The sequence below is a fragment of the Pseudoclavibacter sp. RFBG4 genome, from assembly GCF_002931515.1.
GTDB lineage: Bacteria > Actinomycetota > Actinomycetes > Actinomycetales > Microbacteriaceae > Pseudoclavibacter.
Map to the genome: position 1 here is coordinate 1 of NZ_PSYC01000004.1, position 22516 is coordinate 22516.

The following is a 22516-nucleotide window of genomic DNA, read 5'->3' on the forward strand; positions in this document are numbered from 1 at the left end:
GTCGACGCCGGTGGAGGCGTTCTCGGTGAAGTCGCCCTTCATGATGTGGGGGAACCCGGTCGCGAGCTCCACGACCTCGAGGCCCCGCTGGATCTCGCCGGCGGCGTCGGAGACGACCTTCCCGTGCTCGGAGGTGATGATGCGCGCGAGCTCGAGCTTCCGCTCGTTCAACAGCTCACGGAAGCGGAACAGCACCCCTTGGCGCTTCGCGACGGAGGCGTTCGACCACGCAGGGAACGCCGCCTTCGCCGCCGCTACCGCCGCGTCGATCTCCGCCTGCTCGGCGAGCGCGACCTGCTTGGTGGCGACGCCAAGTGCGGGATTGAAGACCGGCGAGGTGCGCGCAGGCGTCGAGGTCGAGCGGGCGCCATCGATCCAGTGCTGGATCGTGGGAAGGGCAGAGTCCACGTGATGCTCCTCGGGGTGCGGGCTGGTTCGGGCTGAAAACATGGTCAGCCTACGGACGGCTACCGACGTCCGAATGGCGGCTTTGTAGAGCGGCGTGCCGGTATTCGACCAAACTGGCAGCGGGTTTTGCGACAGACTGGCACCGACGAACCGTGCGACCGAGGAGCGAAATGTCCGAGTACAGAGTGCAGAATCCCGCGACCGGCGAGATCATCGAGACGTTCGACGACGCGACGGATGCGCAGATCGAGCAGGCCGTCGCGAGCGCCGACACCGTGTACAGGGAATGGCGTGAACGCAGCGTGCAGGAGCGGGCCGCTGTCGTGCGCCGCGTCGCGGCGATCTTCCTCGAGCGCAAGGACGAGCTCGCCCACCTCATCGCCGTCGAGATGGGCAAGTCCGTGCAGGAGTCGATCGACGAGGTCGAGTTCGCTGCGTCGATCATCGACTACTACGGCGTGCACGGCCCGAGCCTCATCACCGACGCCGAGATCCCCAGCACCATTCCCGGCAAGGCGTTCATCGAGCATCGTCCCGTCGGCACCCTGCTCGGCGTCATGCCGTGGAACTTCCCCTACTACCAGGTGGCGCGCTTCGCGGCACCGAACCTCGTGCTGGGCAACACCATCCTGCTCAAGCACGCGGACATCTGCGCGCGGTCGGCCCTGACCATTCAGGAGATCATGGAGCAGGCCGGCGTCCCGGTCGGGGGCTACCAGAACGTCTTCGCGTCGCACGATCAGATCGCGACGCTCATCGCCGACTCGCGCGTGCAGGGGATCTCGCTCACGGGCTCCGAACGTGCTGGGGCGATCATCGGGGCGCAGGCGGGCCGGAACCTGAAGAAGTGCGTGCTCGAGCTCGGCGGCATCGACCCCATGATCGTGCTCGACTCGGACGACGTCGCGGCTGTCGCGAAGCAGGCGTGGGACTTCCGCGTCTACAACGTGGGCCAGGTCTGCAACTCGAACAAGCGTCTCATCGTCATGGACGACATCTACGACGAGTTCGTCGAGGAGCTGAAGAAGCTCGCGACGGGACTCGTCCCCGGCGACCAGCTCGACCTGGCCGAGGGCCAGTTCGCGCCGATGTCCAGCCGAACGGCGGCCGAGACCGTGGATGCTCAGGTGCAGAAGGCGGTCGCGGAGGGCGCGACGCTCGAGATCGGCGGAGTGCTGTCCGACGGCCCGGGAGCCCACTACTCGCCGGCCGTGCTCACCGGCGTCCCACGCGACTCCGAGTCGTACGGCGTCGAGCTCTTCGGTCCCGTCGCGACGGTCTACCGAGTGTCGAGTGACGAGGAGGCGCTCGACCTTGCGAACGACTGCGCGCTTGGTCTCGGTGGCTCGGTCTTCTCGAGCGACGAAGCGCGCGCGACCCGTATCGCGCAGCGCCTCGAGGTGGGCATGGCGCACGTCAACACGATCGCGGCGGAGGCGGCAGAGCTGCCGTTCGGCGGGGTCAAGAACTCGGGCTTCGGACGCGAGATGGGCCCCATCGGGATCGGCGAATTCGCCAACAAGCGCCTGTTCTTCGTCTCCGCCTGAGCGCGGCTGGCGCCGAGCTCAGCGCTGACCGTTCAGGTCAGTTGCTGCGGTTCGTGCGCTCGATGACTTCCTGGCCCGTGTTGGGGTCGATGACCTTCCGGGTCGTCGACGTGGACTGCTTGCGGCGCAGCGCCGTGACGAGGCTCAGGATGAAGACGACGACGCCGGCACCCATGAGGATGTAGCCGATGGTCTTGAGGTCGACGAAGCCGTCGAGGTCGATGTTGATGGCGAACGCCAGGATGGCGCCGATGACGATGAGTGCGATGCCGCTGCCGTAGCCCATTGGATGACCTCCGTGTCGGATCGAGCGGACGTCGCTCGGGGGATGCCTCAAGTTTCGCACCGCTCGCGTCGTAACTCGACTCCCAGATGCCGATTCGTGCTCGGCGACGAGAATCGGTCAGGCGAGGGGGCGTCGATCAGGCCATGATGGACGCATGGAAGACGAGCAACTGATCACCGTCCTGAGCGACGAGGAAAGCCGCGCTCTGCTGCGCGCGACGACGTTCGGTCGCATCGCGTTCGCCGTGAACGGCCGTGTGGAGATCTATCCGATCAACGTCGTTTTCAGCGAGCGCGATGGTGAGATCGTCTTCAAGTCGGCGCCCGGCTTCAAGCTCGCGGGGGCCTCCATCGCCAAGGAGGTCGTGTTCCAGTCGGACGCCCTGGGCGACGGGTTCGCGACGAGCCTCGTGGCACGCGGGGGAGCCCGGGTGCTGAGCACGGAGGCGGAGCTCGAGAAGGCGGAAGCGCTCGGCGTGCGCCCGCTCATCGCGGCACCGAAGAACGAGTACGTGGCGATCACGGTCGTCGAGGTCTCTGGCCGCCGCTACATCACCGGTGAAGAGGCCGAGCCCCTCATCGACACCATCGCCTAGGCATGCCGGATCCCCTGTTGAGTGCCGCCGCTTCCGGCGTCACCGAGCCCGACCCCGTCGACCGGCTGATCCTCGATGAAGCCGCCGAGCTTGGTGTGGTGGATGCGCCGCTCGCGGTAGTCGGCGACGCCACGGGTGCGCTGGCCGTCGCGGCCGCGGAGCGCTTCGACCTGGACACGGTCCGCACCTTCCACGACGCCGTCTCGGAGGAGCGGGCGAGCGACGATGCAGTGCGGGCGAGCTTCCGTTCGCTCAAGGCCGTGCGCTTCGGCTTGGAGCCGGCGCTGTTCGACGGCGTTCGCCTCGTGCTGCTGCGCCTGCCGAAGTCGCTCGCGGAACTTGATGAGATCGCGCGCCTCGTTGCGGCGCACGCGCATCCAGAGGTGCGGATCGTCGCTGGCGGACGCATCAAGCACATGAGCCGCGGAATGAACGAGACCCTCGAGCGTTCGTTCGAGAGTGTGACGGCGAGCCTCGGCAGGCAGAAGTCGAGGGTGCTGCACGCGAGCGCCCCGAGGGCTGAGCTGCGAGGCGCGGCGTCGGCGTACCCGATCGTGCAGAGCTCCGATGAGCTCGGCTTCTCGATCGCGAGCCACGGTGGTGCGTTCGCGGGCCCGCGCCTCGATCTGGGCACGCGCGAGCTGCTCGCAGCCCTGCGCGACCTCCCCGCGGGCGAGCTCCCGGAGACGGGCCTCGCCGTCGACCTCGGCTGCGGCACGGGCGTGCTCGCCGTCGCGGTCGCGAGGCAACGGCCGGAGCTCGAGGTGATCGCGAGCGATCGATCCTGGGCTGCCGTGTCCTCTGCTCGCGAGACGGTGCGAATCGCGGGGGTCGAAGACAGGGTCGAGGTGCGCCGCGAAGACGCGGGGTCGAGCATCGAGACCGGTTCCGTGGATGTGCTGCTCCTCAACCCGCCGTTCCACGACCGGCACGAGGTGGTCGAGGACATGGCGCATCCGCTTTTCGAGCAGGCCGCGCGCATGCTGAAGCCCGGTGCCAGCATGCTCACGGTGTTCAACTCGGGTCTGGCCCACCGCGCGGCGCTCGAGCGAATCGTCGGCCCCAGCACGCAGATCTCGCGCGGTGCCAAGTTCACGGTGGTGCTCAGTCGCAGGCGCGGCTGATCGGGACGAAAAGTGGCGGATTCGCGCCTCCGGGCGGGCATCCGGTCGGTAGGCTGGGGAACTGAACCGGAGGCGCAATGACCGATCTCATCCACATGCTTCGCGACTGGATGCCGAAGCAGCGCTGGTACTCGGGCGGTGAGGGTCAGATGCCGCAGCTCACGCACCTCGGCAGCTACGTGCTCGCCAACCCGAACGGGGAGGCCGGGGTGCATCTCGTCACGGTGCCGTGCATCCTCGATTCCTCCGGCGACGTCCCGGTCGTGTACCAGGTGCCGATCGTGCTCCGCGAGGTGGATGCGCGCGTTCCCGCGCTCGGGTACATCGGGTCGATCAGCAACGCAGCCGGGCGTGTGAGCGCCGTCGTCGATGGTCCGCACGACATCGCGTTCGCTCGGGCGCTCCTGGCGCTGCTCGAGCGCGAGGGGCACGCGGCGGGGGCCGGTGGGCGGACGGACATCGCGGCCTACGGACTGCCGATGCCCGGGGCCGTGCTCGGCAGCTTCGTGACGAGTCGGGTGCTGTCTGGGGAGCAGTCGAACTCGTCGATCATCTGCGAGATGCGCATGCCAGATGGGAGCGCCGCCGCTCCGCTCATCCTCAAGGTCTTCCGCATGCTGCACGATGGTGAGAACCCGGAGGTGACGCTGCAGTCGGCGCTCGCCGCGGCCGGTTCCGTGCGTGTGCCGCCCGCCATCGGCCACCTGTCGGGCTATTGGCCCGACCCGCGCGTCAGCAGCGGGCGCGCCTCTGGCAACTTCGTGTTCGCGCAGGAGTTCCTCCCCGGGGTCGAGGATGCGTGGCGGGTGGCGCTGCGCGCCGCCGAGACGGGCGACGACTTCGGTGACGCCGCGTACACGCTCGGCGAGGCGACCGCTGAGGTGCACCGCACGCTCCGCGAGGTGCTGCCGAGCGTCGAGGCGAGCGCCCTGAAGGTGCAGGCTGAGGTCGACGCGATGCGGCAGCGCCTGGACGCGGCCATCGCCGTCGCCCCGGCCCTCGAGCGCCTGCGGGGTGCAGCGGAGGAGGTCTACGCGCACGCCGCCGAGATGCACTGGCCGACGCTGCAGCGGGTGCATGGCGACCTGCACTTGGGTCAGGTGCTTGCCGTGGAGGGCAGTGGCTGGGTGTTCCTCGACTTCGAGGGGGAGCCGCTGCGCAGCATCGAGCAGCGCAATACGGCGGATGCCCCGCAACGCGACATCGCCGGCATCCTGAGATCGTTCGACTACGTCGCCGGGTCGCTGGAGATGACGACTGGGCGGGATGTCGCCGGCGACTGGGCCGCCCGTGCGCGGCAGTCGTTCCTGAACGGCTACGCCGCGGCCGTGAGCGGGCAGGAGCGAATCGGGCGTCATACGGGTGCGATCACGCTCGACAGCCGGGCCGCGCGCAGGCAGGCGCGTGACTCGAACGATGCGAGGGGCACGCGCGACGTGAGGGGTGGGTCTGGTCCCTTCTCGCAGGGGGATCAGTCGAGCTCGCTGCCGCTGAGCGCTGCGGAATCGGCCGCGCTCATCAGGGTCTTCGAGCTCGACAAGGCGCTGTACGAAGTGATCTACGAGGCATCTCAGCGACCGGCCTGGCTCAGGATTCCCGTGCGCGCGGTGCAGCGCATCCTCGCCTAGGGGGCCGCCGGTCTCGACGGAGCCGACCGCGCTTCGTGGTCGGCTGCCGTTGTCCACAGATTCGCCCCTCCACCGTTCCGGGCGTCGCGTCGCGAGTAGGTTCGCGAGTACGCAATCGGGAGGATGCACGTGCCGCGCAACGAGACGTTCGACAGTTCGCTCGGCGACCCGCGAGGGGTGCCGAGCGCGGGAGGCTACTCACCTGAGGTGTACGACCTCCTGCTGGATGCTGGCGGCAGGCTGGCCGCCTTCTATGCCGCGCGAGCAGCGCGTGCCCGCACTGACCTCGAGTCCAGGCGGTGGCTGGGGAAGCTCGCCGAACTCCGCGAGGAGGTCGCGGGCGTCGACGCCCAGTCGAACGTGAGCGTGGTCCGCAAGCGGAACGAGCTGCTGGAGCGGCACCGGGCAGAGGCGAGCATCGTCGCCAGCGGGCGCAGCAGTGGCAGGGCAGTCCGGGGCACCGGATGAGCGCGACGGTGATTGAGCCACGGAAGACACGCACCAGGAGAGGACCAACATGACCGATATGACCGGCGACGAGCCCATCGACGACTACGACCCGATGATCTACGACGCCATGCGCGAAGCCGCGAACCGGCTCAGGGGTCTCTACGTTGCTCGACAGAATGAATCCGGCTCTGAGCAAGAGCGACAGCACTGGCTAGAGAAGCAGATCGCCGTCAGGATCGAGGCGGATGAAGTCGACACGTACTCGCTCGATGCGGTGCAAGCTCTCCGGGCGTCGTTCGTCGCACGGCTCAAGGCGGAGGACCTTTGAGCTCGGAGTCAGGGGTCACCCGCGAGCAACTGCGGGAGATCTTTGAGAAGTCCATTCGGCCGGAACTAGATGCTCTCCGATCTTCCCAACGAGCCTCGGAGCCGACGCTCGTGCTTGTTGGAGCACAACCCGGTGCCGGGAAAACGCGAACGGTGGGTCGCGCGCAGAAGGACTTCCGAGGGGCTATCCCGGTTATAGGGGACGACCTGCGAGTTTTTCATCCCGACTACGTGAGCGTGATGCGGGAGGACCCGCTTCGCATGCCGGAGGTGACGGCGCAGGCTGCTGGCGCGTGGGCGCGCATGTCGAGCGACTACCTGCGGGAACGTCAGGCATCCGTGGTGTTCGAGACGACGTTCCGACAGCCGGACGCCGTCGTCGCGACGGCCAAGGAATTCCGCGATGCTGGCTACCGCGTCGAAGTGCGCGCGCTTGCCGTACCCGAAGCGGTCTCGCGGCTCGGCGTGCTCTCGCGGTACGCGGAACAGGTCCGCGACCAAGGGGCCGGCAGGTGGACCCCACAGGCATTCCACGACGTCGCCGCCGAGCAGATGCCGAAGTCGCTCGAACGCGTCATCGCCGAGGGGCACGTCGACCGGGTGCTCGTCGTCGACCGCGGCGGTCGCACCCTCTACGCCGCCGACATCGACACGAACGCCGCGAGCACAGCCGGCACGCGCGATGGCGCCGACGCCCGAGCCGCCGTCATCGCCGGAAGGGACCTCGACAGCCTCACCCCGAGCGACGCGAACACCTGGCTCGCAGCACTCGACCGAGACGCGAACTTCGTGCTCAGACAAGCCGACCTCGGCAGCGACGTGCTCGCCACCATCGACGACCTCCGAACCGACGCAACACACATCGCGGCCCGCGCCCACACCACGCAGAGCCCCGCCCACGCGGAGATATGGGCAGCCCTCGCAGCCCTCGGCGCCCGCACCAGCGCCGCACGAGAAGCTCTCGGCCACAGCGAGCTGCCCCCTCAATCGGGCGCGGTCGAGCAGCGCGCCAAGTCCCCGCGCCTCACCACCGGGCTCACCACCGAGCTCGCCACGGCGCTCGACCACACCACCAGCCCACTCGCCGACCCAAACCGCTCGCACGCGTCCACCCGAGCGCGCACGCAGCAGGCGTCCCCGCAGCACGAACGCCACGAACGCTGACCTCCGGCACCGCATCCGGTCAGGCGACGCTGCGCAGCTCCGGTTCGCGCACCCGCAGGAACGGCACGTACGGCACGACGAGACGCTGCGCGATGCGGCCGAGCACGCCGCCGTCGACCGCCAGCTCGACCTGAGCGCCACCACCCACGAGAACCGCCACCATGTTGCGCTTCGCCGTCGTCCCCCACTGCTCCAGAACCGCCGAGTGCCCCGTCAGCACGTCACCGAGCGACAGCGCCGCCCCCGCGGCGCGCTTCCCCTGCGCCGCACCGAGCACCCCCGTCTCCAAGCGAACCACCCCGGGCGCATGCGCCGGATCCACACCATGCCCGAAATGGCCGACCCGCCCCAGGAACGGCAGGTGCACGTTGATGCCCAGGATCGGGCCGACGGAGGGATCGACGGGAGCGAGCAGCGAGTAGTGCGGCACGCGAGCCGACACGGGCAGATCGTCGAGCGACGACACGCCGTGCCCCAGCCCGGCACTCGACACGTGCACGACCCGGTCGACCCGCATCCCGAGTGCCATCGCCCGCCCCGTCACGCCGCCGCCGAAGCTGAACCCGAACGCCGTCAGCTCCACCCGCCCGTCACGGGGGATCGAGTTCACGAACCCACCCAGCTTGCGCGCCAGCCCATCCGCCATCGCCGCCGACAACGCCAACGGGCCACGCGGGAACCGCCCGCCCTGCCACACGACGAGCCCGGCCGTGCCCGCGGGCGCGAGCGTGATGAGCTCCGACATGGTGTGCGCCTTGCCCTCGAAATCGAGCAGCCGCGACTCGTTGCCGGGCACGAACACCCCCACCGACGTGACCCCCTCCGCGAACGGAGACGCGAACGGGTCCTCCGACTCCGAGATCGCTGCGCCCACGTACTCGACGATCGAGTCCCGCTCTGGATCGAACGCGAGCACGAAGCGCGGCTTCCCGCCGCGGTCGACGAAGCCACGGCCCCCGTGCAGCTCCCGCAGCTGGTGCACGAGCCGCTCGCGGTCGCGCAGCTCGCCCCGGCTCGCATCCGCCAGGATGCTCTTGATCTCACCACCCGCGAACGCACTGGCACTGCCGAGCGCACGCTCGATGGAAGCGCCCGACTCCAAAGCGCCGATGGCCCGCCCGAGCGACTCCCGGTTGGCCCGCACACGAACCGACCAAGGGATGCCATCGAGGTTGCCGACAAGCAGCGGAACCTGCTTCAGGAGACGCGCACGCTCTGCCTCCGAGAGCGCACCCCACCACTCCCGCGTCGTCGCGGCCGTGGGTGGCGCGTTCAGCACACGACGCAGGCGCCCACGCGAGATGGGCCGCGACGCGATGAGGCGGGTGAGGTCAGCAGACGAAGAACGGGCTCGCACGCAGAAAGCGTAGCGAGCCCGTCCGACAAATCACGTCGTGAATCTGCCGCACGCACAAGAGGCGCTCAGCCCCCGGTGCGAGCCGGAATCAGTAGTACTCGCCCTGGCGGAAGTCCCAGCTGTTGAACGACTCAGCGAGGATCGCCATGATGCGGTTGATGTCGAGGCCCTTGCGGATCACGACGGGAGCCGGCGAGATGGAACGCTGACCGCCCTGCTCGGGGATGAGCGTGCCGTCGGCGTCGACCATCGAGATCATGACGCCCTGCTCGTGGCGCGTCTCCGTGGTGGCCTCAGGCTGGATGGATGCGACGTAGTCGTTCGCCTCGATGATGAGGTCGGCGCGGTCGTGGATGCGCTCGCCGATGCCCTCGACGAGTCCACGGTTGCCCTTGCCAGACGGGTTCGCGGAACTCGCGAACGCGAAGCGACCGTGCTTCTCGTACAGCTCCTTCGCGAGCTTCTCACCGGGGACGCCGAACTTGATGACGAAGCAGCTCGTGCCGCGCCCGTCCATCATGAGCTCCTTCGTGCCGTCGTCGGGAAGGGCCGCGACGGCCTCTTCCTTCCACGGGAGGATGCAGCCGAGGAGGATGTCGTCGTTCCAGTGGCGCTCGTAGAACGCGTCGATCTCCGGCGTGAGCTGCGCGAGCTCGCGCAGCTGCTCGAGGGAGCCGCACAGCACGACGCCAGGCTTGTTGCGGTTGCGCTCCTTCGCCTCGAACTTCCGCTCGAGTCCCTCCTTGTCGGAGGTCATGATGATGTAGCCGACCTTCGTCGGGACGACGACGAGTCCGCCGTCTCCCGTGAGGATCTCGACGGCTTCTGGCTGCACGTCGCCGTTCCACGCGATCAATTTGCTGTCCATAGCTGCGTTTCTCTCGAAATTGGTGCTCGGGCTCGTCGAGCCGGAGTGAACTGTCGCGTCCGCTTGGGTCGCGTCGAGGATCGATCCTACTTGGTGTTGGCGCGCAGCCAGGGTCGCGTACCCGCTCGCCCGTAGGGTTGAGGGCATGGAGACTCCTCAGCAGGGCCCAGAAGTCGACGCATCCTCCGAGGTCGAACCCGAGGCGCTGGTCATTGCAACGGCCCCGCTGCCGACGACGCCTGAGGCGGTCTCCCGAGTGCTGGAGCGCTTCGTGCGCGAGGTGGTGCCGCCCATCTTCGACGCGGACAACACCATGGACGTGCGTGGCCTCGACCTGGCGCGTGTCACCGCGCATCCGCTCGCCGGTGACCTCCTCGGCATCGACATCGATCTCGCGGGCGTCGAGGTCACCTTCGACGCCACGGTGGAGGAGGCGCCGCCACTCCCGGAGCTCCCGGAGTTCGGCACCGAGGTGGCGAGGGCCGACGCCCGCGTCGCCGAGGTGCGGGTGCGGGGTCTCCCGGTTCGCATCCAGGGCGCCGAAGTCGAGGCGTCGATCACTGCCGCTGGGGTGCACGTCGACTGGGCGGAGGATGATCGTGGGCAGCTTGCGCTGGCGATGAGGCAGGGCATGGCGGGTGGTGAGGCCGTGACGGTCTTCCCCGTCGACACGTTGCTGATCGACGTCTCCGCGAGGCAGCGGGAGGTGGTGGATGCACTGGTGTCCATCGTCACGGAGTCGGGGGAGAGCCAGGGCATCCACCTGTCCGATGTCGATCTCGAGCTCACGCAGGCTGGTCCCCGAGGCGCGCACCTGCGCGCGTCCGGCAAGGTCAGGCGGGGCTTCCTGCGCGCGAGTCTGCTGTTCACGACGGAGGCGCAGCTCGGCGACGACCTGAAGCTGCAGCTCATCAACCCGCGCCTCACGAGCCGCAACCCGCTCATCGGCCTGCTGCTGCTGGCGGTCCGCAGTCAGATCCGCGAGGAGCTCAAGGACCCGATCGACCTCCGTGACCTGCAGCTCGATCCGCTCAAGCTGGCGGATGCGCAGTTCGAGGTCGGTGAGCGGCTGCGGCTGCGTCTGCAGTACGACTGACCTGCGTGGGAGGCGCGTCCGTGGCGCGCGCCGGTGAGCTCGCTGCCGGTTGCTTCGAGGCGGCGAGGATGCCGACCACCACGAGCAGGGCGGATGCGATGAAGCTGCCAGGGATGCCGACGAGCTCGATGGCCTGCCCGACAACTGCCGAGCCGAGCGCCTGGCCGAGGACGAGGACAACGAACAGCAGCGCCGTCCCTGCCGGCGCGCGGGTGTGATCGAGTCGCGTCGTCCACCAGATGAGCACGCCGGTGCCGGCCGTGTACCCCCAGCCGAAGGCGATGCAGGCGGCGAAGGCGAGTGGCCACACCCCCGCGGAGGTGCCGAGCAGCACCGTGGCCGCGGCGAGGGGCAGGCTGGTCATGAGCCAGGCCCGCCGAGAGCTCAGCTTCTGGAGTCTGCCGGCTGAGGCGATGACCGCCGCTCCTCCCACGCCGAGCGCGATCCAGGCCCCGGCAGAGAGCTCCTGGCTGGCGCCCGCCTCGACGAGTGCGGTGCGCCCGAATGTCCAGACGGCGGCGGAGCCTGCACCGAGGAAGAGCGCCGCGGCGATGACGGGCAGGTGCTGGCGAAACCACGAGCGCGGCGGAACGGAGGCGATGCGAGGCGCGGCATCCGGTCGCGTGGTGGTCGCGGTGGTTCCTCGCCAGGTCGAGGCGATGACCAAGCCGCCGGCCACGATGCTGGCCCCCGCGGCGAGCGTCCAGGCGAGTCGCCAGTCGGGCAGCAGGACGAGCGCCAGGAGGCCGGCTGCGACGAGGCCGGGGCCGGTGCCCGCGTTGACGACGCCCTGCATCTGTCCCGCGTGCTCCCTCTTGATTGTCCTGTGCAGCAGCTCCACCAGCGCGGGTGACGCGAAGCCGGCTCCGCTCGACGCGAGGATCGCCGAGACCGCGAAGACGACGCCGTCGGCGGCGAGGGCCATGCCGAGCGCGCCGCCGGCTGCGGTCACGGTCGCGAGGGCCGCGAAGAGGAGTGGTGCGCGGGCCGCCAGCAGGAAGCTGGCGAGCGCGGCAGCGCAGTAGGCGGCGGAGGCGCCGCTCGAGATGAGTCCTGCGGCGGATGCGCTCAGTGACAGCTCCGCCTGGACGTCGGGCAGGAAGAGTCCGTAGGCGAGGCGGACGAGCCCATAGGTGGCTGCGATCAGGGCGGTCCCCGAGGCGACCAGCAGGAGTGGGCGGCGATCCCGTAACGAAAACGATCGTTTCATATTTACGACTCTAGAGTGTTGGCATGGCAATCCGCTCCAGGACCGAGACCAAGCTGCTCGACGCCGCGGACGAGCTGTTCTTCACGGCTGGCATCCACGTGACGCCGATCGACGCCGTCATCGAGCGCGCGGGGGTCTCGGCAGCCACGCTCTATCGCGGATACGCCAGCAAGGAGGCCCTCGTCGCGGCGGCTCTCGAACGCCGACACCGTGCCTGGATAGAGCTGTGGGATGCGGAGATCGCCAAGCATCGCGATGACGGGCAGCGGCTGCTCGCCGTCTTCGATGCCCTGGACGCGTTTCGGCAGCAGCCTCTTGGCTCTCGCTGGTGCGCCTTCCTCGGGGCTTCCGCCGAGTACGCTGACGCCCCCGCCGAGGTCCGCGCCGCGGTGCAGACCGACACCGAGTCGCTGCGCTCGCGGCTCACGCACCTCGCGAGCCCGTTCGAAGAGTCAGCGTCCCTCGCCGAGGAGCTGCTGCTGCTCGTCACGGGCTACCTCGCGATGCGTCTGCGCGACGAGCGGTACTCGACGGCCACGGCACGGCGGATGGCGTCGGGCCTCATCCGTGCCGCCACGACCGAACCCGACTCGAGGCGCGACTCGGCATAGCGGCTGAGGCTCAGCCGGCCTGGTCGGACGCGCGGAGCTCCTCCAGTGCCAAAGCGACCTGCTCGACTCTGCCGAGAGTCATGGGGCCAATCCAGAGCAGGATCGGCAGTGAAGCGAATGATGCCAGGCGCGCTCGGCGCGTGCAGCTACTTCGTGACCGAGACTTCGTGGGTTGTGCTCACGGTGGTGCCTGCGGCGTTGATCAACTCGACCGTGTAGGCGTACTGCCCCGGTGCCTTGCCCTCGACCTGCAGCGTCGCCTTCTGGGCGGCGGGGCTCGCAGCGGTGAGCTCGCCGTTGCCGACCTCGACCCCGTTCTCGAGGAAGCGGTAGGCGGTGGCGTTCGTGCCCCACCAGAGGTTCGCCGTCACGGTGTAGGTGCCGTCGCCGTCCCAGTTGTCCGAGGAGAGGGACGGGGCGCCGGGGGAGGCGTTCGTCACCGTCACCGTGAGCGACTCGGTTGCCGTCGTTCCCTTCGAGTTCACCAGCTCGCCGGTGAAGACGTAGGTTCCGTTCGCCAGGCCGGCGATGTCGACGACGGCTGACTGTGCAGCTGGCGAGTTCGTGCTGAGCGGTGTCGTGCTGACCAGCTGGCCGTCCTGGTAGAGCCGGAAGACGGAGCCGTTCTCCCCCCACCACAGATTCATCGTCAGCTGGAACTCGCCGTCTCGGAGACCGGTGTTCCAGCCGTCGTTGGAGGAGAGCACTCCCTTTCCTGGAGCCTTCGTCGCGCCGTCGTCCGTCGGCGCCTCCGGCAGCGTCACAGGTGCGGTCGCCGCCGAGCGGGGGCTCTCGCCGGAGGCGTTGACGCCGGTCACCTCGTAGGAGTGGGTCGAGCCTGGAGCGAGTCCGGTGACGGTGCATCTCGTCTCGGTGGTTTCACACACCGGTTCCGATTCCCCTGCCTCGTAGACGCGGTAGCCCGCGAAGCCCGCACCGGGGTTGGCGAGGTCGTCCCAGGAGACGGCGATGGAGGTGTCGCTCTCCTGCGTCGCGACGGCGTTCTGCGGAGTCCCGGGCAGCGTCTCGTCGGCGACGGCCAGCCAGGAGATGACCGGCTTCTCGCCGCCAGCGCCCTCGTTGGTCACGAGGTAGTCGACCGTCGCTGCCTCCGAGAGCGTGAAGGTCAGGCCGGCGGAGAGCTTGGGTGTTGAGCCGGAGAGGGGGATGCTTCCCTTCGCGAGTTCCGTGCCGTCGACCGACACGGTCTGGTACATGGTCCTGCTGAGGTTCCACCACTCGGTGAAGCCGCCGGTCAGCGTGTAGGTGCCAGCCTCGAGTGGGAGCCGGTAGCTCAGCTTGGTGGTGTCCTGGTAGAGCCCCGTCGAGTACTTGTCCTTGATATCGGTCCCGGTCTTGAGCTTCATCCCGTCAGAGATGTGTCCCCATTGCGTGGCGGATGTGGAGACCTGGTCGACCTTGTCGTTGCGCAGTCCATCGACGGCGGCTGACACGGCCGCGTACTGGGGCGAGTCGGCGCCGTCGGTTCCGGCGTCGATGAAGTACACGAGCCCTGGTGGCACGATCTCGAACTGCGCGACGACCGGTGCGTCGCTTTCGTCGAGGCGTCCGTTGGCGGTGATCGTCTCGTATTCGGTGCGTGGCTGCTCGTGGGCGGCGGGCTCCCAGGTGACGGCACGCTCGGTGTCGGCGACCTTCACCGTGCTCGGGAGCGGATCGTCGGTGTCGAGCACGCCCTGCACGCCGAGGTCGCGGGGCAGCGTCTGCACGTAGACGAGTGCGAGTCGGGCGTTGTAGCCGCTCGTTCCATTGGTGCCGAACTCCAGCTCGACGACCGCTTCCTCATCGAGGGTGAGCGTCTGCGCGATCGGCGTCGCCGACCCTGTCGAGGTCGCCGTCTTCGAGACGGTCTCGCCGTTCGCCGTGAGCTTCGCGGAGAGGTTCGTCGTGAGTCCCGCACGGGGCGCCTGAACCCCGACGACGTTGTAGGAGCCGGCGGGGAGGGTCAGGTGGTAGGTGACCGGCTTGTTGAAATCGGCGCCGATGTAGGAGGAACCCCAGTCCTGGGCTGTTCCGCTCGCGAGCGTGGTCGCTGCGGTCGAGTACCCCCAGGTGCTGCCCGCGGCGGTGCCGTCCCACTTCTGGTCGGCGGTCTCGTTGCGGAGCTCAGGCGAGACGCCCGCCGCGGCCGCATGCGCGGAGCCTGCCTCCGAACCGCTCGAGCCGGAGTCGATGAAGTAGTCGAGATCGGCGGGCACGACGAGCACCGTCGCCGAGAAGCGCTGGTAGACGCCGGCTGCGGTCTTCTCCGAGGTTCGACCGCTGGCGGCGAAGCTCGCGAGCTCGCCGGTGGACGTGGCGCTGGCGTTCGATGCGGCAGTCCAGATGACCTCTTCCTCGGTGCCCGAGAGGAGGAGCGTGCCGGGCAGGGCACGTTGGGCGGTCGTGATGGCCAGGGAGCCGAGGTCCGTCACGTCGGCGCTCACATCCTTGGGGGTGAGCGCGTCCGCCGCGGAGGCGAGGCGCCGTTCGAGGGCTGTGGCGCCCTCGACGTCGAGTCCGTAGCCGACCGGGTCGGCGACCGCGGCCTGCGCGGCCGTCCGTGCGGCAGCGAACGGGGCCCACGACTCGGGTCCGTAGTCTGCCTCGACGAGCTGCGCGACGGCGGAGACGGCCTCGGTGAGTGCTCCCGTGTCGACGCGCGCGGAGTCGGCGACCGCACTGATCGTGGCGACAGAGTCGACGTTGAGTGCGCTGTCGTTGGCGGTCCTGATGACCACTGTGTGGGCGCCGTTCTCGAGCCCGCGGAGCGTGAAGGTCGTTCGGGCGCTGCCTGCGCTCCACGTTGGAGCTGCGAGCGCGACGGGGATCCCGTCCACCTCGACATCGAGCGTCGCCGTGCCGGGGTTGGCGCCGATGATGTCCAAGCCCGTTCCGGTGAAGGAGTAGCTCAGTGCGGCTCCCTTGGCCGTGCTCTTGGATGCGGTTCGCTGCCACTCGAACATGCCCTGTCCGTTGACGTGGCTCCAGCTGGCGTCGAACTCGAGCACCGGGGTCGACGTGTTCGACCAGCTGCTCTGATGCATCCCGTCGATGATCTGCGTGTAGTAGGGCGTGTATCCGGGCAGCGTCTGGATCCGCAGGTTGTCGAACTGCACGAAGTTGAAGCTGGACCCGAGTTGGATGCGCCCCGCGGCCTGCGGCGCGGCATCCGTGTGCGACGCGATCTGCACGCCGTTGATCGAGGCAGTGGAGGTGTCGCCTGCGACGGTCACGGCGATGCTGTTCCAGACGCCGGCACCAGCATTGAACGCAACCTCCGCGTTGCCCGCCACGGTGCCGCTCGCGAGCGTCGTGCCGTAGCGGCTGAAGGTCCACGCGCCGGTGGGCTCGACCCTGAGCTCGGCTGCCGAGACGTTCTGCCCGTTCGCCGTGCCGCCCTGCTCTCTGGCGCCGATGGTGGCGTACTGCGCTCCCTCTGCCTCGAAGAGCACGTCGGTCGAGACGGTGTAGTTCGCCCACCGGGCGTCACCGATCGTCGTCTTGGGGTCGCCGCTGTTCCACGCGCCGCCGGCCATGCCAGGGCCGACCTGCTGCCTGAGCACCCGGCCGTGCGTCGCATCTGATGTGGCAACCGACTCGAATGCGCCGTTGGTGTCATTGGTGTAGCGCGGGGTCACGCCCTGGTCCTCCGGCTGCAGCGCTGGGGTTCCGCTCGGCTTCTGCTTGGCGCCGCGGCTGTCCAGGAACGACGCTCCGGAATCCACCAGCGCTCCGGTGGCCGGGTCGTAGCCGCTGATGTTGCCCGCCCCGGCGTACTCGAAGTCGTCGGCGTACAGGACCTCGTCATCGGTGACACCGTTCTGGGCGCCGGTCGGGTCGGTGTCGAGAACGTCGCGGCCCCCGTCCTGGTCGGTGTATTCGGGGGATGTCGGCAGCGAGCTGGCGTAGCCGTCCCTGGGCGTGAGGCTGCCGTCGGCTGCTGCTGTCGCCTGGTCGAGCGTCGTGAGGGTCAGCGACGACCAGGGCTTGACCTCGACGGTGTAGAGCCCGTCCCCATCCGGCGAGATCTCGCCGATGGGGGTGAGGTAGTTGTCGTTGTAGGCCTGGCCGTCATCCGCGGCGCGCGTCTCCCAGAGCTCGGCCGTGCGGTCGGCCCCGAGCTCCATGTTCTTGGCTGTGATGCGGTAGGTCTTCGTGAAGCTGCTGTCGTTGATGATGACGGTCGAGAAGTCGCTGGCGTCGGGTGCCGCCAGGGTCGTGAAGGACGCGCCACCGAGGCGGGCGCCGCTCGGCGGATTGCCCTTCCCCAGCTCGCTGTCGGATGCCTGGGGGATCGCCCGCCAGATTCCAGCGGTGTTGTCGTCGTTCTCCCAGCCGAGCTTCGCGAACTTCGTGAACTGCTCGATCATCGCGAGGCCACCGTCGTAGTACAGCCAGCCGGACCACGGGTCGCGCGCGCTCACGAGCTCCTTGGAGGAGTACTGGAACCCGTCGTAGAACGAGCCGATCGCGGGCTGGAAGATGTTGAGGGTGCGTCGGGACTCGTCGAATCCGGTCGTGACCCAGTTGCCCATCTCGAGGGCGCTGTTCGGGCCGCCGAATTCGGTGCCCGTTCCGCCCCGCTCGTCGCTGTTGGTGTTGTTCGGCCGGTCCGCCGAGTTGGAGAACGTGGACTGGCCCTCCGAGTTCCAGACCTCCTTGTCCAACTCCTCGGCAACCTTCTTGAGGTTGCCGGCGTTGTCGTCGGCGCTCGAGTAGTGGAAGCCCACGATGTCGACGGCGTCACGCAGCGAGGAGTCGCTCGGGGACGTCATCTGGTTGCCGAAGGACACCGGCGGAGTCCCAACCGTGTCGGCGGCGACCGTCTCGATGGATCGGTAGAGGTCCCGTTCCTGATCCGAGGCGAAGCCGCTGTTCGGGTCGCCCGCACTCGCACTCTCGTAGCCCTTGTCGTCGCCGCGGAGCCAGCCGGAGAAGTCCTTGTAGAGCTGGACCTCGGGGTTGCTCGTCTCGTTGGCATCCGGGTTGATGGAGTCGACCATGATGCCGTATTCGCGGTACGCGGCGAGCACGGTGTTCTTGAACCAGATGTACTGGGCGGCGTGCGTGGTGGCCCAGGCCGGCCGATTCCAGCGCAGGATGCTGACGTGCACGTCGGCGTGCGCGACGAGCTGCGCGTCGGCCGCGAGCTGGAAGCCGGGCTCGCGCTGCACGTTCGGGTACTCGTCGCGAGTGCGCATCGTGGCTGCGTTCGGCCCGGTGGAGGTGTTGCGGTCGTTGCCCATCTCGATCTTGATGGTGTTCATGATCGGGCGGTCGCCCCCGAACAGCGTCTCGATCAGCTCCCAGTACTTCTCCGGATGCTGCGCCTTGTAGTCGAGGAGCAGAGCGCTCGTCGAGTTGGCGGTGAGCACGCCGAAGCCCTTGAACGTGAGGCCGTTCACGTTCTCTGCGGCTGCCGCGACGTCTGCGCCGTCCACGGTCACGGAGACGGGATCCGATCCCGCGGCCTGGGCGGACGTGGGGGCGACGAGAACCGGCGCGATCATCGCCACCGCCGTGGCCGCGATGAATGCCAGACTCATCCGCCGCCTGCGGACCCTGCTCGTGCTCGTGACTCGACCGAGCCGATGGTCCTGAGGCATGTGCGCTCTCCGTTCTGTGCGCTGTCCGCGCGGGCTCGTTCGTCGAGTGCGCGGCGGGCACGACTGTGTGCTTCCGAGCTGATCTTGAAGTGGGGTCGGAGAAAAGGCCAGCAAAACGAACAGAACCGTTCATGCTCGACGCGATACGAACATGTCTGTACGCTCGGATTCGTGGACGACATGCCGCCGTTCGGTCTCCTGCGTCGAGAGCGGATCCTCAACGAACTGCGGCGGGCAGGATCCGTCCGCGTCGCCGCGCTCGCGCAGCAGCTCGAGGTGTCCGAGCTCACGATCCGCCGTGACATCACGCACCTCTCCGATCGCGGTCTCCTGACCAGAGTCCACGGCGGCGCGACGCTGCGGAGTCGCCTCGACACCTCGGTGCCATCGGTCGCCGCACAGGCGACCGCGATTCGATTCAGGGTCGGCATGGTCACCCCGTCACTCAGCTATTACTGGCCGCAGGTGATCGTCGGCGCGCGGGCCGCGGCCACTGACCTCGGTGTGCAGCTCGTGCTCAGGGGTGCCAGCTATTCCGTCGATGATCAGCGCAGGCAGATCTCCTCCCTCGTCGAATCGGGCGGCCTCCACGGCATCATCGCCGCACCGGAGACGGGCGGTGCAGACGGGCGGGCGCTGCTGCACTGGCTGGAGTCCCTCCCGGTGCCCGTCGTGCTCGCTGAGCGCCACGCCTCCTCCGTCGCCGCGCTCACGAGCCTCGAATGGGTCACCACGGACCACGTCTTCGGCGGCTCCCTCGCCGCCGACCATCTCGCGTCGCTCGGGCATCGCCGGGTCGGCATCCTCACCTCGACCGGCTCCCCGACCTCCGCGCAGCTCCGGCAGGGATGGAGCGGTGCCGTCACGGAGTTCGGCCTCGAATCGGTGGTCGACGTCGACGCGAACCTCGACGACATGGACGGGCAGTCGAGGGAGGCGTTCATCGCTCGAGTGCTCGATGATTGCCGCCGAGCATCTGCGACGGCCCTGCTCATCCACTCCGACCCTCAAGCGGTGCTCGTGCAGCAGTACGCCCGCGATCACGGCTGGTCGATCCCCGACGACCTTGCCGTCATCGCCTACGACGACGAGGTGGCGCAGAACGCCGAGCCGCCCATCACGGCGCTGCGTCCTCCCAAGCAGCACATCGGGCGGCTGGCCGTCGAGACGATGGTGTCGCGCCTCGAGGAGGGTCCCCGTCGACCGGTGCAGCGCACCCGTGTCCTCCCCGTTCTGCACGCTCGGAGCTCGACCGCGACGCTCTCCTGACCGTCAGCCGCGCATCCCCATCGCCCGTTCGTGGTCGATGAGCGCCTGCCGGACGGCGATGTCGTCGGCGTGCCCCGCGAGCTTGCCGCTGGCTCGGACGATGCGGTGCACGGGCACGAAGAGGCCCACGAGGCAGGCGCCGCACGCGCTCGCGGCGGCGCGGGCGGCGCGTGGATGCCCGGCGATGGCCGCGACGTCGCCGTAGCTCGCGAGGGTGCCGGGTTCGACGAGCCTGGTCGCCCTCCACATGGCGCGGCGCAGCTCGGTGCCGTCCTGGTGGACGTCGATGGCGGGAAGGAGCGACGGGTCGCCGTCATCGAAGGCTCGGACGGCGGCGAGTGCGGCGTCGGCGTCATCGAGCTCCTGCACCTCGAGGAGCTCGGATCGGCGGCCGAAGACCGAGTACGCGAGCGAGTTCGGGCTCCCGAATCCTGAGGCGCGCACGGCCTCCGACGAGCCGGCCTTGATGATCGAGAATCGCTCGCCGAGCAGCTCGACGCTGCCGATGCGGATCGCGCCGACGTCGAGTGGGCTCTCTTCGGGTGCTCCAGGCATGACAGGAACTCTGCCACGTCGAGAGAAGTCCTGGTCAGAGGCAGTGCGGGGGCGTCGAGGTTGCGCTGGGAGTTGGCTGTGTCACCCAGCTTTGGGTGGTAATACGGCGGCCTCCAATCTAAACTTGAGTCATACCGACTCAACTCTTGATCCATCTGGGTCGGAAGCAACTTTCACGAAGGAGCCCCATGGCAAACATGCAAGGCGCTCAGGCACCAGACGAAGAGGCCAAGAGCGCACTCGAACAGTACGGAATCAACCTCACCGACATCGCCCGCTCGGGCAAGCTCGACCCGGTCATCGGCCGCGACGCCGAGATCCGACGCGTTAGCCAGGTGCTGACCCGGCGCACCAAGAACAACCCAGTGCTCATCGGCGAGCCCGGCGTCGGGAAGACCTCGGTCGTCGAGGGCCTCGCCCAGCGCATCGTCGCCGGCGACGTCGCCGAATCCCTCAAGGACAAGGAGCTCGTCAGCCTCGACATGTCCGCGCTCATCGCGGGTGCCAAGTACCGCGGCGACTTCGAGGAGCGGCTCAAGGCCGTCCTCAAGGAGATCACCGAATCCGACGGGCGCATCATCACGTTCATCGACGAGCTCCACACCCTCATGGGTGCTGGCGGCGGAGAGTCGAGCATCTCGGCAGCGAACATGCTGAAGCCCATGCTCGCTCGCGGCGAGCTGCGCCTCATCGGCGCGACAACACTCGACGAGTACCGCCAGTTCATCGAATCGGATGCGGCGCTCGAGCGACGCTTCCAGCAGGTGTTCGTCGGCGAGCCCAGCGTCGAAGACTCGATCGCGATCCTCCGCGGCCTGAAGGAGCGGTACGAAGCGCACCACAAGGTGTCGATCGCCGACCAGGCGCTCGTCGCCGCCGCCGCGCTCTCGAACCGCTACATCACGGGCCGGAAGCTGCCGGACAAGGCGATCGACCTCATCGACGAGGCTGCCTCGCGCCTGCGCATGGAGATCGACTCATCGCCGGTGGAGGTCGACACCCTCCAGCGGCAGGTCGACCGTCTCCGCCTCGAGGAGCTCGCGCTCAAGAAGGAGCACGACGACGCCTCCCGGCAGCGCCTCGCCACGCTCCGTGCCGACCTCGACACGAAGAACGCGCGCCTCGGTGAGCTGAAGGAACGCTGGAGCATCGAGCGGGCATCCCTCAACCGCATCGGCGAGCTCCGCGAGGAGCTCGACAACATCCGCGTGCGCGCCGACCGTGCGCAGCGCGAGGGCAACCTCGAGCTCGCCTCCCGGCTGCTCTACGGGGAGCTCCCCGGCATCCAGAAGCAGCTGCACGAGGCTGAGGCCACGGAAGGCGGCGGGCCCAAGCTCGTCAATGACCACGTCACGGCCGAGGACATCGCTGGGGTAGTGGCCGCGTGGACCGGCATCCCGGTCGGCAGGCTGCTGCAGGGCGAGATGGAGAAGCTCCTCCACCTCGAGGCCGAACTCGGCAAGCGACTCGTCGGGCAGGAGAAGGCGGCGGCGACGGTCGCGGATGCGATCCGCCGCACGCGTGCGGGCATCGCAGACCCCGACCGCCCCACGGGCTCCTTCCTCTTCCTGGGCCCCACCGGAGTCGGGAAGACGGAGCTCGCGCGAGCGCTCGCGGAGCTGCTCTTCGACGACGAGAAGGCCATGATCCGCATCGACATGTCCGAGTACGGGGAGAAGCACTCCGTCGCCCGGCTCGTCGGCGCCCCTCCCGGATACGTCGGCTACGAGCAGGGCGGGCAGCTCACCGAGGCCGTCAGGCGCAGGCCATACTCGGTCGTGCTGTTCGACGAGGTCGAGAAGGCGCATCCCGAGGTCTTCGACATCCTCCTGCAGGTGCTCGACGACGGGCGCCTCACCGACGGCCAGGGACGCACGGTCGACTTCCGCAACGTCATCCTGATCCTCACCTCGAACCTCGGCTCGCAGTACCTCATCGACCCGCTCCTCACCCCCGAGGATCGGGAGGAGAGCGTCATGGCTGCCGTCCGGCACTCGTTCAAGCCCGAGTTCGTGAACCGACTCGACGACATCGTCGTGTTCAGCGCCCTCTCGCAGGATGAGCTGGCGCAGATCGTGGCGCTGTACATCGACCGGCTGCAGCGCAGGCTCGGCGAGCGTCGCCTCACGATCAAGGTCGACGACGACGCCAGGGCCTGGCTCGCCGAGCGAGGCTACGATCCCATCTACGGGGCCAGGCCGCTGCGTCGACTCATGCAGCGCGAGATCGACGACCGCCTCGCGAGGGCACTCCTCGCGGGCACGGTCCGCGACGGCGACACGATCTCCGTCGTCGTGGCGAGCGACGGCGAGTCCCTCAACGTGCAGTCCACGACCCCGCACACCGCGGCTATCGAGTAGGGCGTCTGGCGCTTGGCGTTGGAGTCAGTGTGAGTCCCAGCGGCACTCCCAG

General features: G+C 68.6%; 18 protein-coding genes. 11 read left to right on the forward strand and 7 right to left on the reverse strand.

Translation table 11 applies throughout. The features are described 5' to 3' along the window. A partial coding sequence (locus C5E10_RS01045; protein ID WP_146080111.1) for an aldehyde dehydrogenase family protein occupies positions 1 to 450 on the reverse strand: 450 nt, incomplete at its 3' end. A 128-nt stretch (positions 451 to 578) separates the two neighbouring features. Here C5E10_RS01045 and C5E10_RS01050 point away from each other — a divergent pair. Then, positions 579 to 1955, forward strand: coding sequence for an NAD-dependent succinate-semialdehyde dehydrogenase (locus C5E10_RS01050; RefSeq protein WP_104330060.1), 1377 nt, complete (start codon positions 579 to 581; stop codon positions 1953 to 1955). 37 nt (positions 1956 to 1992) lie between these two features. On the opposite strand, the gene C5E10_RS01055 is transcribed toward C5E10_RS01050, so the two are convergent. Further along, positions 1993 to 2241, reverse strand: coding sequence for a DUF6458 family protein (locus tag C5E10_RS01055; protein WP_104239727.1), 249 nt, complete (start codon positions 2239 to 2241; stop codon positions 1993 to 1995). 154 nt (positions 2242 to 2395) lie between these two features. Here C5E10_RS01055 and C5E10_RS01060 point away from each other — a divergent pair, with 154 nt between their 5' ends. From C5E10_RS01060 to C5E10_RS01085, 6 genes are all read left to right on the forward strand, one after another. After that, positions 2396 to 2836, forward strand: coding sequence for a pyridoxamine 5'-phosphate oxidase family protein (locus tag C5E10_RS01060; protein WP_104239728.1), 441 nt, complete (start codon positions 2396 to 2398; stop codon positions 2834 to 2836). Between the two features lie 2 nt (positions 2837 to 2838). Continuing rightward, positions 2839 to 3960 carry a class I SAM-dependent methyltransferase gene (locus C5E10_RS01065; protein ID WP_104330061.1) on the forward strand — a complete coding sequence of 374 codons (1122 nt, stop codon included), beginning with the start codon at positions 2839 to 2841 and terminating at the stop codon, positions 3958 to 3960. 77 nt (positions 3961 to 4037) lie between these two features. After that, positions 4038 to 5588: an aminoglycoside phosphotransferase gene (locus C5E10_RS01070; protein WP_104330062.1), complete on the forward strand. Its 1551-nt coding sequence runs from the start codon at positions 4038 to 4040 to the stop codon at positions 5586 to 5588. Between the two features lie 129 nt (positions 5589 to 5717). Further along, positions 5718 to 6056, forward strand: coding sequence for a hypothetical protein (locus C5E10_RS01075; protein WP_146080112.1), 339 nt, complete (start codon positions 5718 to 5720; stop codon positions 6054 to 6056). Positions 6057 to 6105: 49 nt separating this feature from the next. After that, the gene (locus C5E10_RS01080; protein ID WP_146080113.1) at positions 6106 to 6366 is read left to right on the forward strand and encodes a hypothetical protein; all 261 of its coding nucleotides are present in this window, start codon (positions 6106 to 6108) and stop codon (positions 6364 to 6366) included. Continuing rightward, on the forward strand, positions 6363 to 7529 hold the full coding sequence (locus C5E10_RS01085) for a zeta toxin family protein (protein WP_104330065.1): 1167 nt from the start codon (positions 6363 to 6365) through the stop codon (positions 7527 to 7529). Before C5E10_RS01080 ends, C5E10_RS01085 begins: the two co-directional genes overlap by 4 nt. Before the next feature lie 19 nt (positions 7530 to 7548). On the opposite strand, the gene C5E10_RS01090 is transcribed toward C5E10_RS01085, so the two are convergent. Both C5E10_RS01090 and C5E10_RS01095 read right to left on the reverse strand, forming a co-directional pair. Further along, entirely contained in the window at positions 7549 to 8886 is a 1338-nt protein-coding gene (locus C5E10_RS01090; protein ID WP_104330066.1) for a hypothetical protein, read from the reverse strand. A gap of 88 nt (positions 8887 to 8974) precedes the next feature. Next, the gene (locus C5E10_RS01095) at positions 8975 to 9754 is read right to left on the reverse strand and encodes an L-threonylcarbamoyladenylate synthase (RefSeq protein WP_104239735.1); all 780 of its coding nucleotides are present in this window, start codon (positions 9752 to 9754) and stop codon (positions 8975 to 8977) included. A gap of 145 nt (positions 9755 to 9899) precedes the next feature. Here C5E10_RS01095 and C5E10_RS01100 point away from each other — a divergent pair, with 145 nt between their 5' ends. Continuing rightward, positions 9900 to 10850 carry a hypothetical protein gene (locus C5E10_RS01100; RefSeq protein ID WP_104330067.1) on the forward strand — a complete coding sequence of 317 codons (951 nt, stop codon included), beginning with the start codon at positions 9900 to 9902 and terminating at the stop codon, positions 10848 to 10850. Here the strand turns inward: C5E10_RS01100 and C5E10_RS01105 are convergent. Further along, entirely contained in the window at positions 10786 to 12060 is a 1275-nt protein-coding gene (locus tag C5E10_RS01105) for an MFS transporter (protein WP_104330068.1), read from the reverse strand. The genes C5E10_RS01100 and C5E10_RS01105 overlap by 65 nt on opposite strands. A gap of 23 nt (positions 12061 to 12083) precedes the next feature. Between C5E10_RS01105 and C5E10_RS01110 the strand changes: the two genes are divergently transcribed. After that, positions 12084 to 12671 carry a TetR/AcrR family transcriptional regulator gene (locus tag C5E10_RS01110; RefSeq protein WP_104330069.1) on the forward strand — a complete coding sequence of 196 codons (588 nt, stop codon included), beginning with the start codon at positions 12084 to 12086 and terminating at the stop codon, positions 12669 to 12671. 146 nt (positions 12672 to 12817) lie between these two features. On the opposite strand, the gene C5E10_RS18765 is transcribed toward C5E10_RS01110, so the two are convergent. After that, positions 12818 to 18220, reverse strand: coding sequence for a fibronectin type III domain-containing protein (locus C5E10_RS18765; RefSeq protein ID WP_146080114.1), 5403 nt, complete (start codon positions 18218 to 18220; stop codon positions 12818 to 12820). Between the two features lie 240 nt (positions 18221 to 18460). Between C5E10_RS18765 and C5E10_RS01120 the strand changes: the two genes are divergently transcribed. Further along, the gene (locus C5E10_RS01120; protein ID WP_104330089.1) at positions 18461 to 19549 is read left to right on the forward strand and encodes a substrate-binding domain-containing protein; all 1089 of its coding nucleotides are present in this window, start codon (positions 18461 to 18463) and stop codon (positions 19547 to 19549) included. 3 nt (positions 19550 to 19552) lie between these two features. On the opposite strand, the gene C5E10_RS01125 is transcribed toward C5E10_RS01120, so the two are convergent. Then, complete coding sequence (locus C5E10_RS01125; protein ID WP_104330070.1) at positions 19553 to 20104, reverse strand: methylated-DNA--[protein]-cysteine S-methyltransferase; 552 nt, start codon at positions 20102 to 20104, stop codon at positions 19553 to 19555. Between the two features lie 188 nt (positions 20105 to 20292). Here C5E10_RS01125 and C5E10_RS01130 point away from each other — a divergent pair, with 188 nt between their 5' ends. Then, positions 20293 to 22464, forward strand: a complete 2172-nt coding sequence (locus C5E10_RS01130) for an ATP-dependent Clp protease ATP-binding subunit (protein WP_104330071.1) — start codon at positions 20293 to 20295, stop codon at positions 22462 to 22464. Positions 22465 to 22516 lie beyond the last annotated feature (52 nt).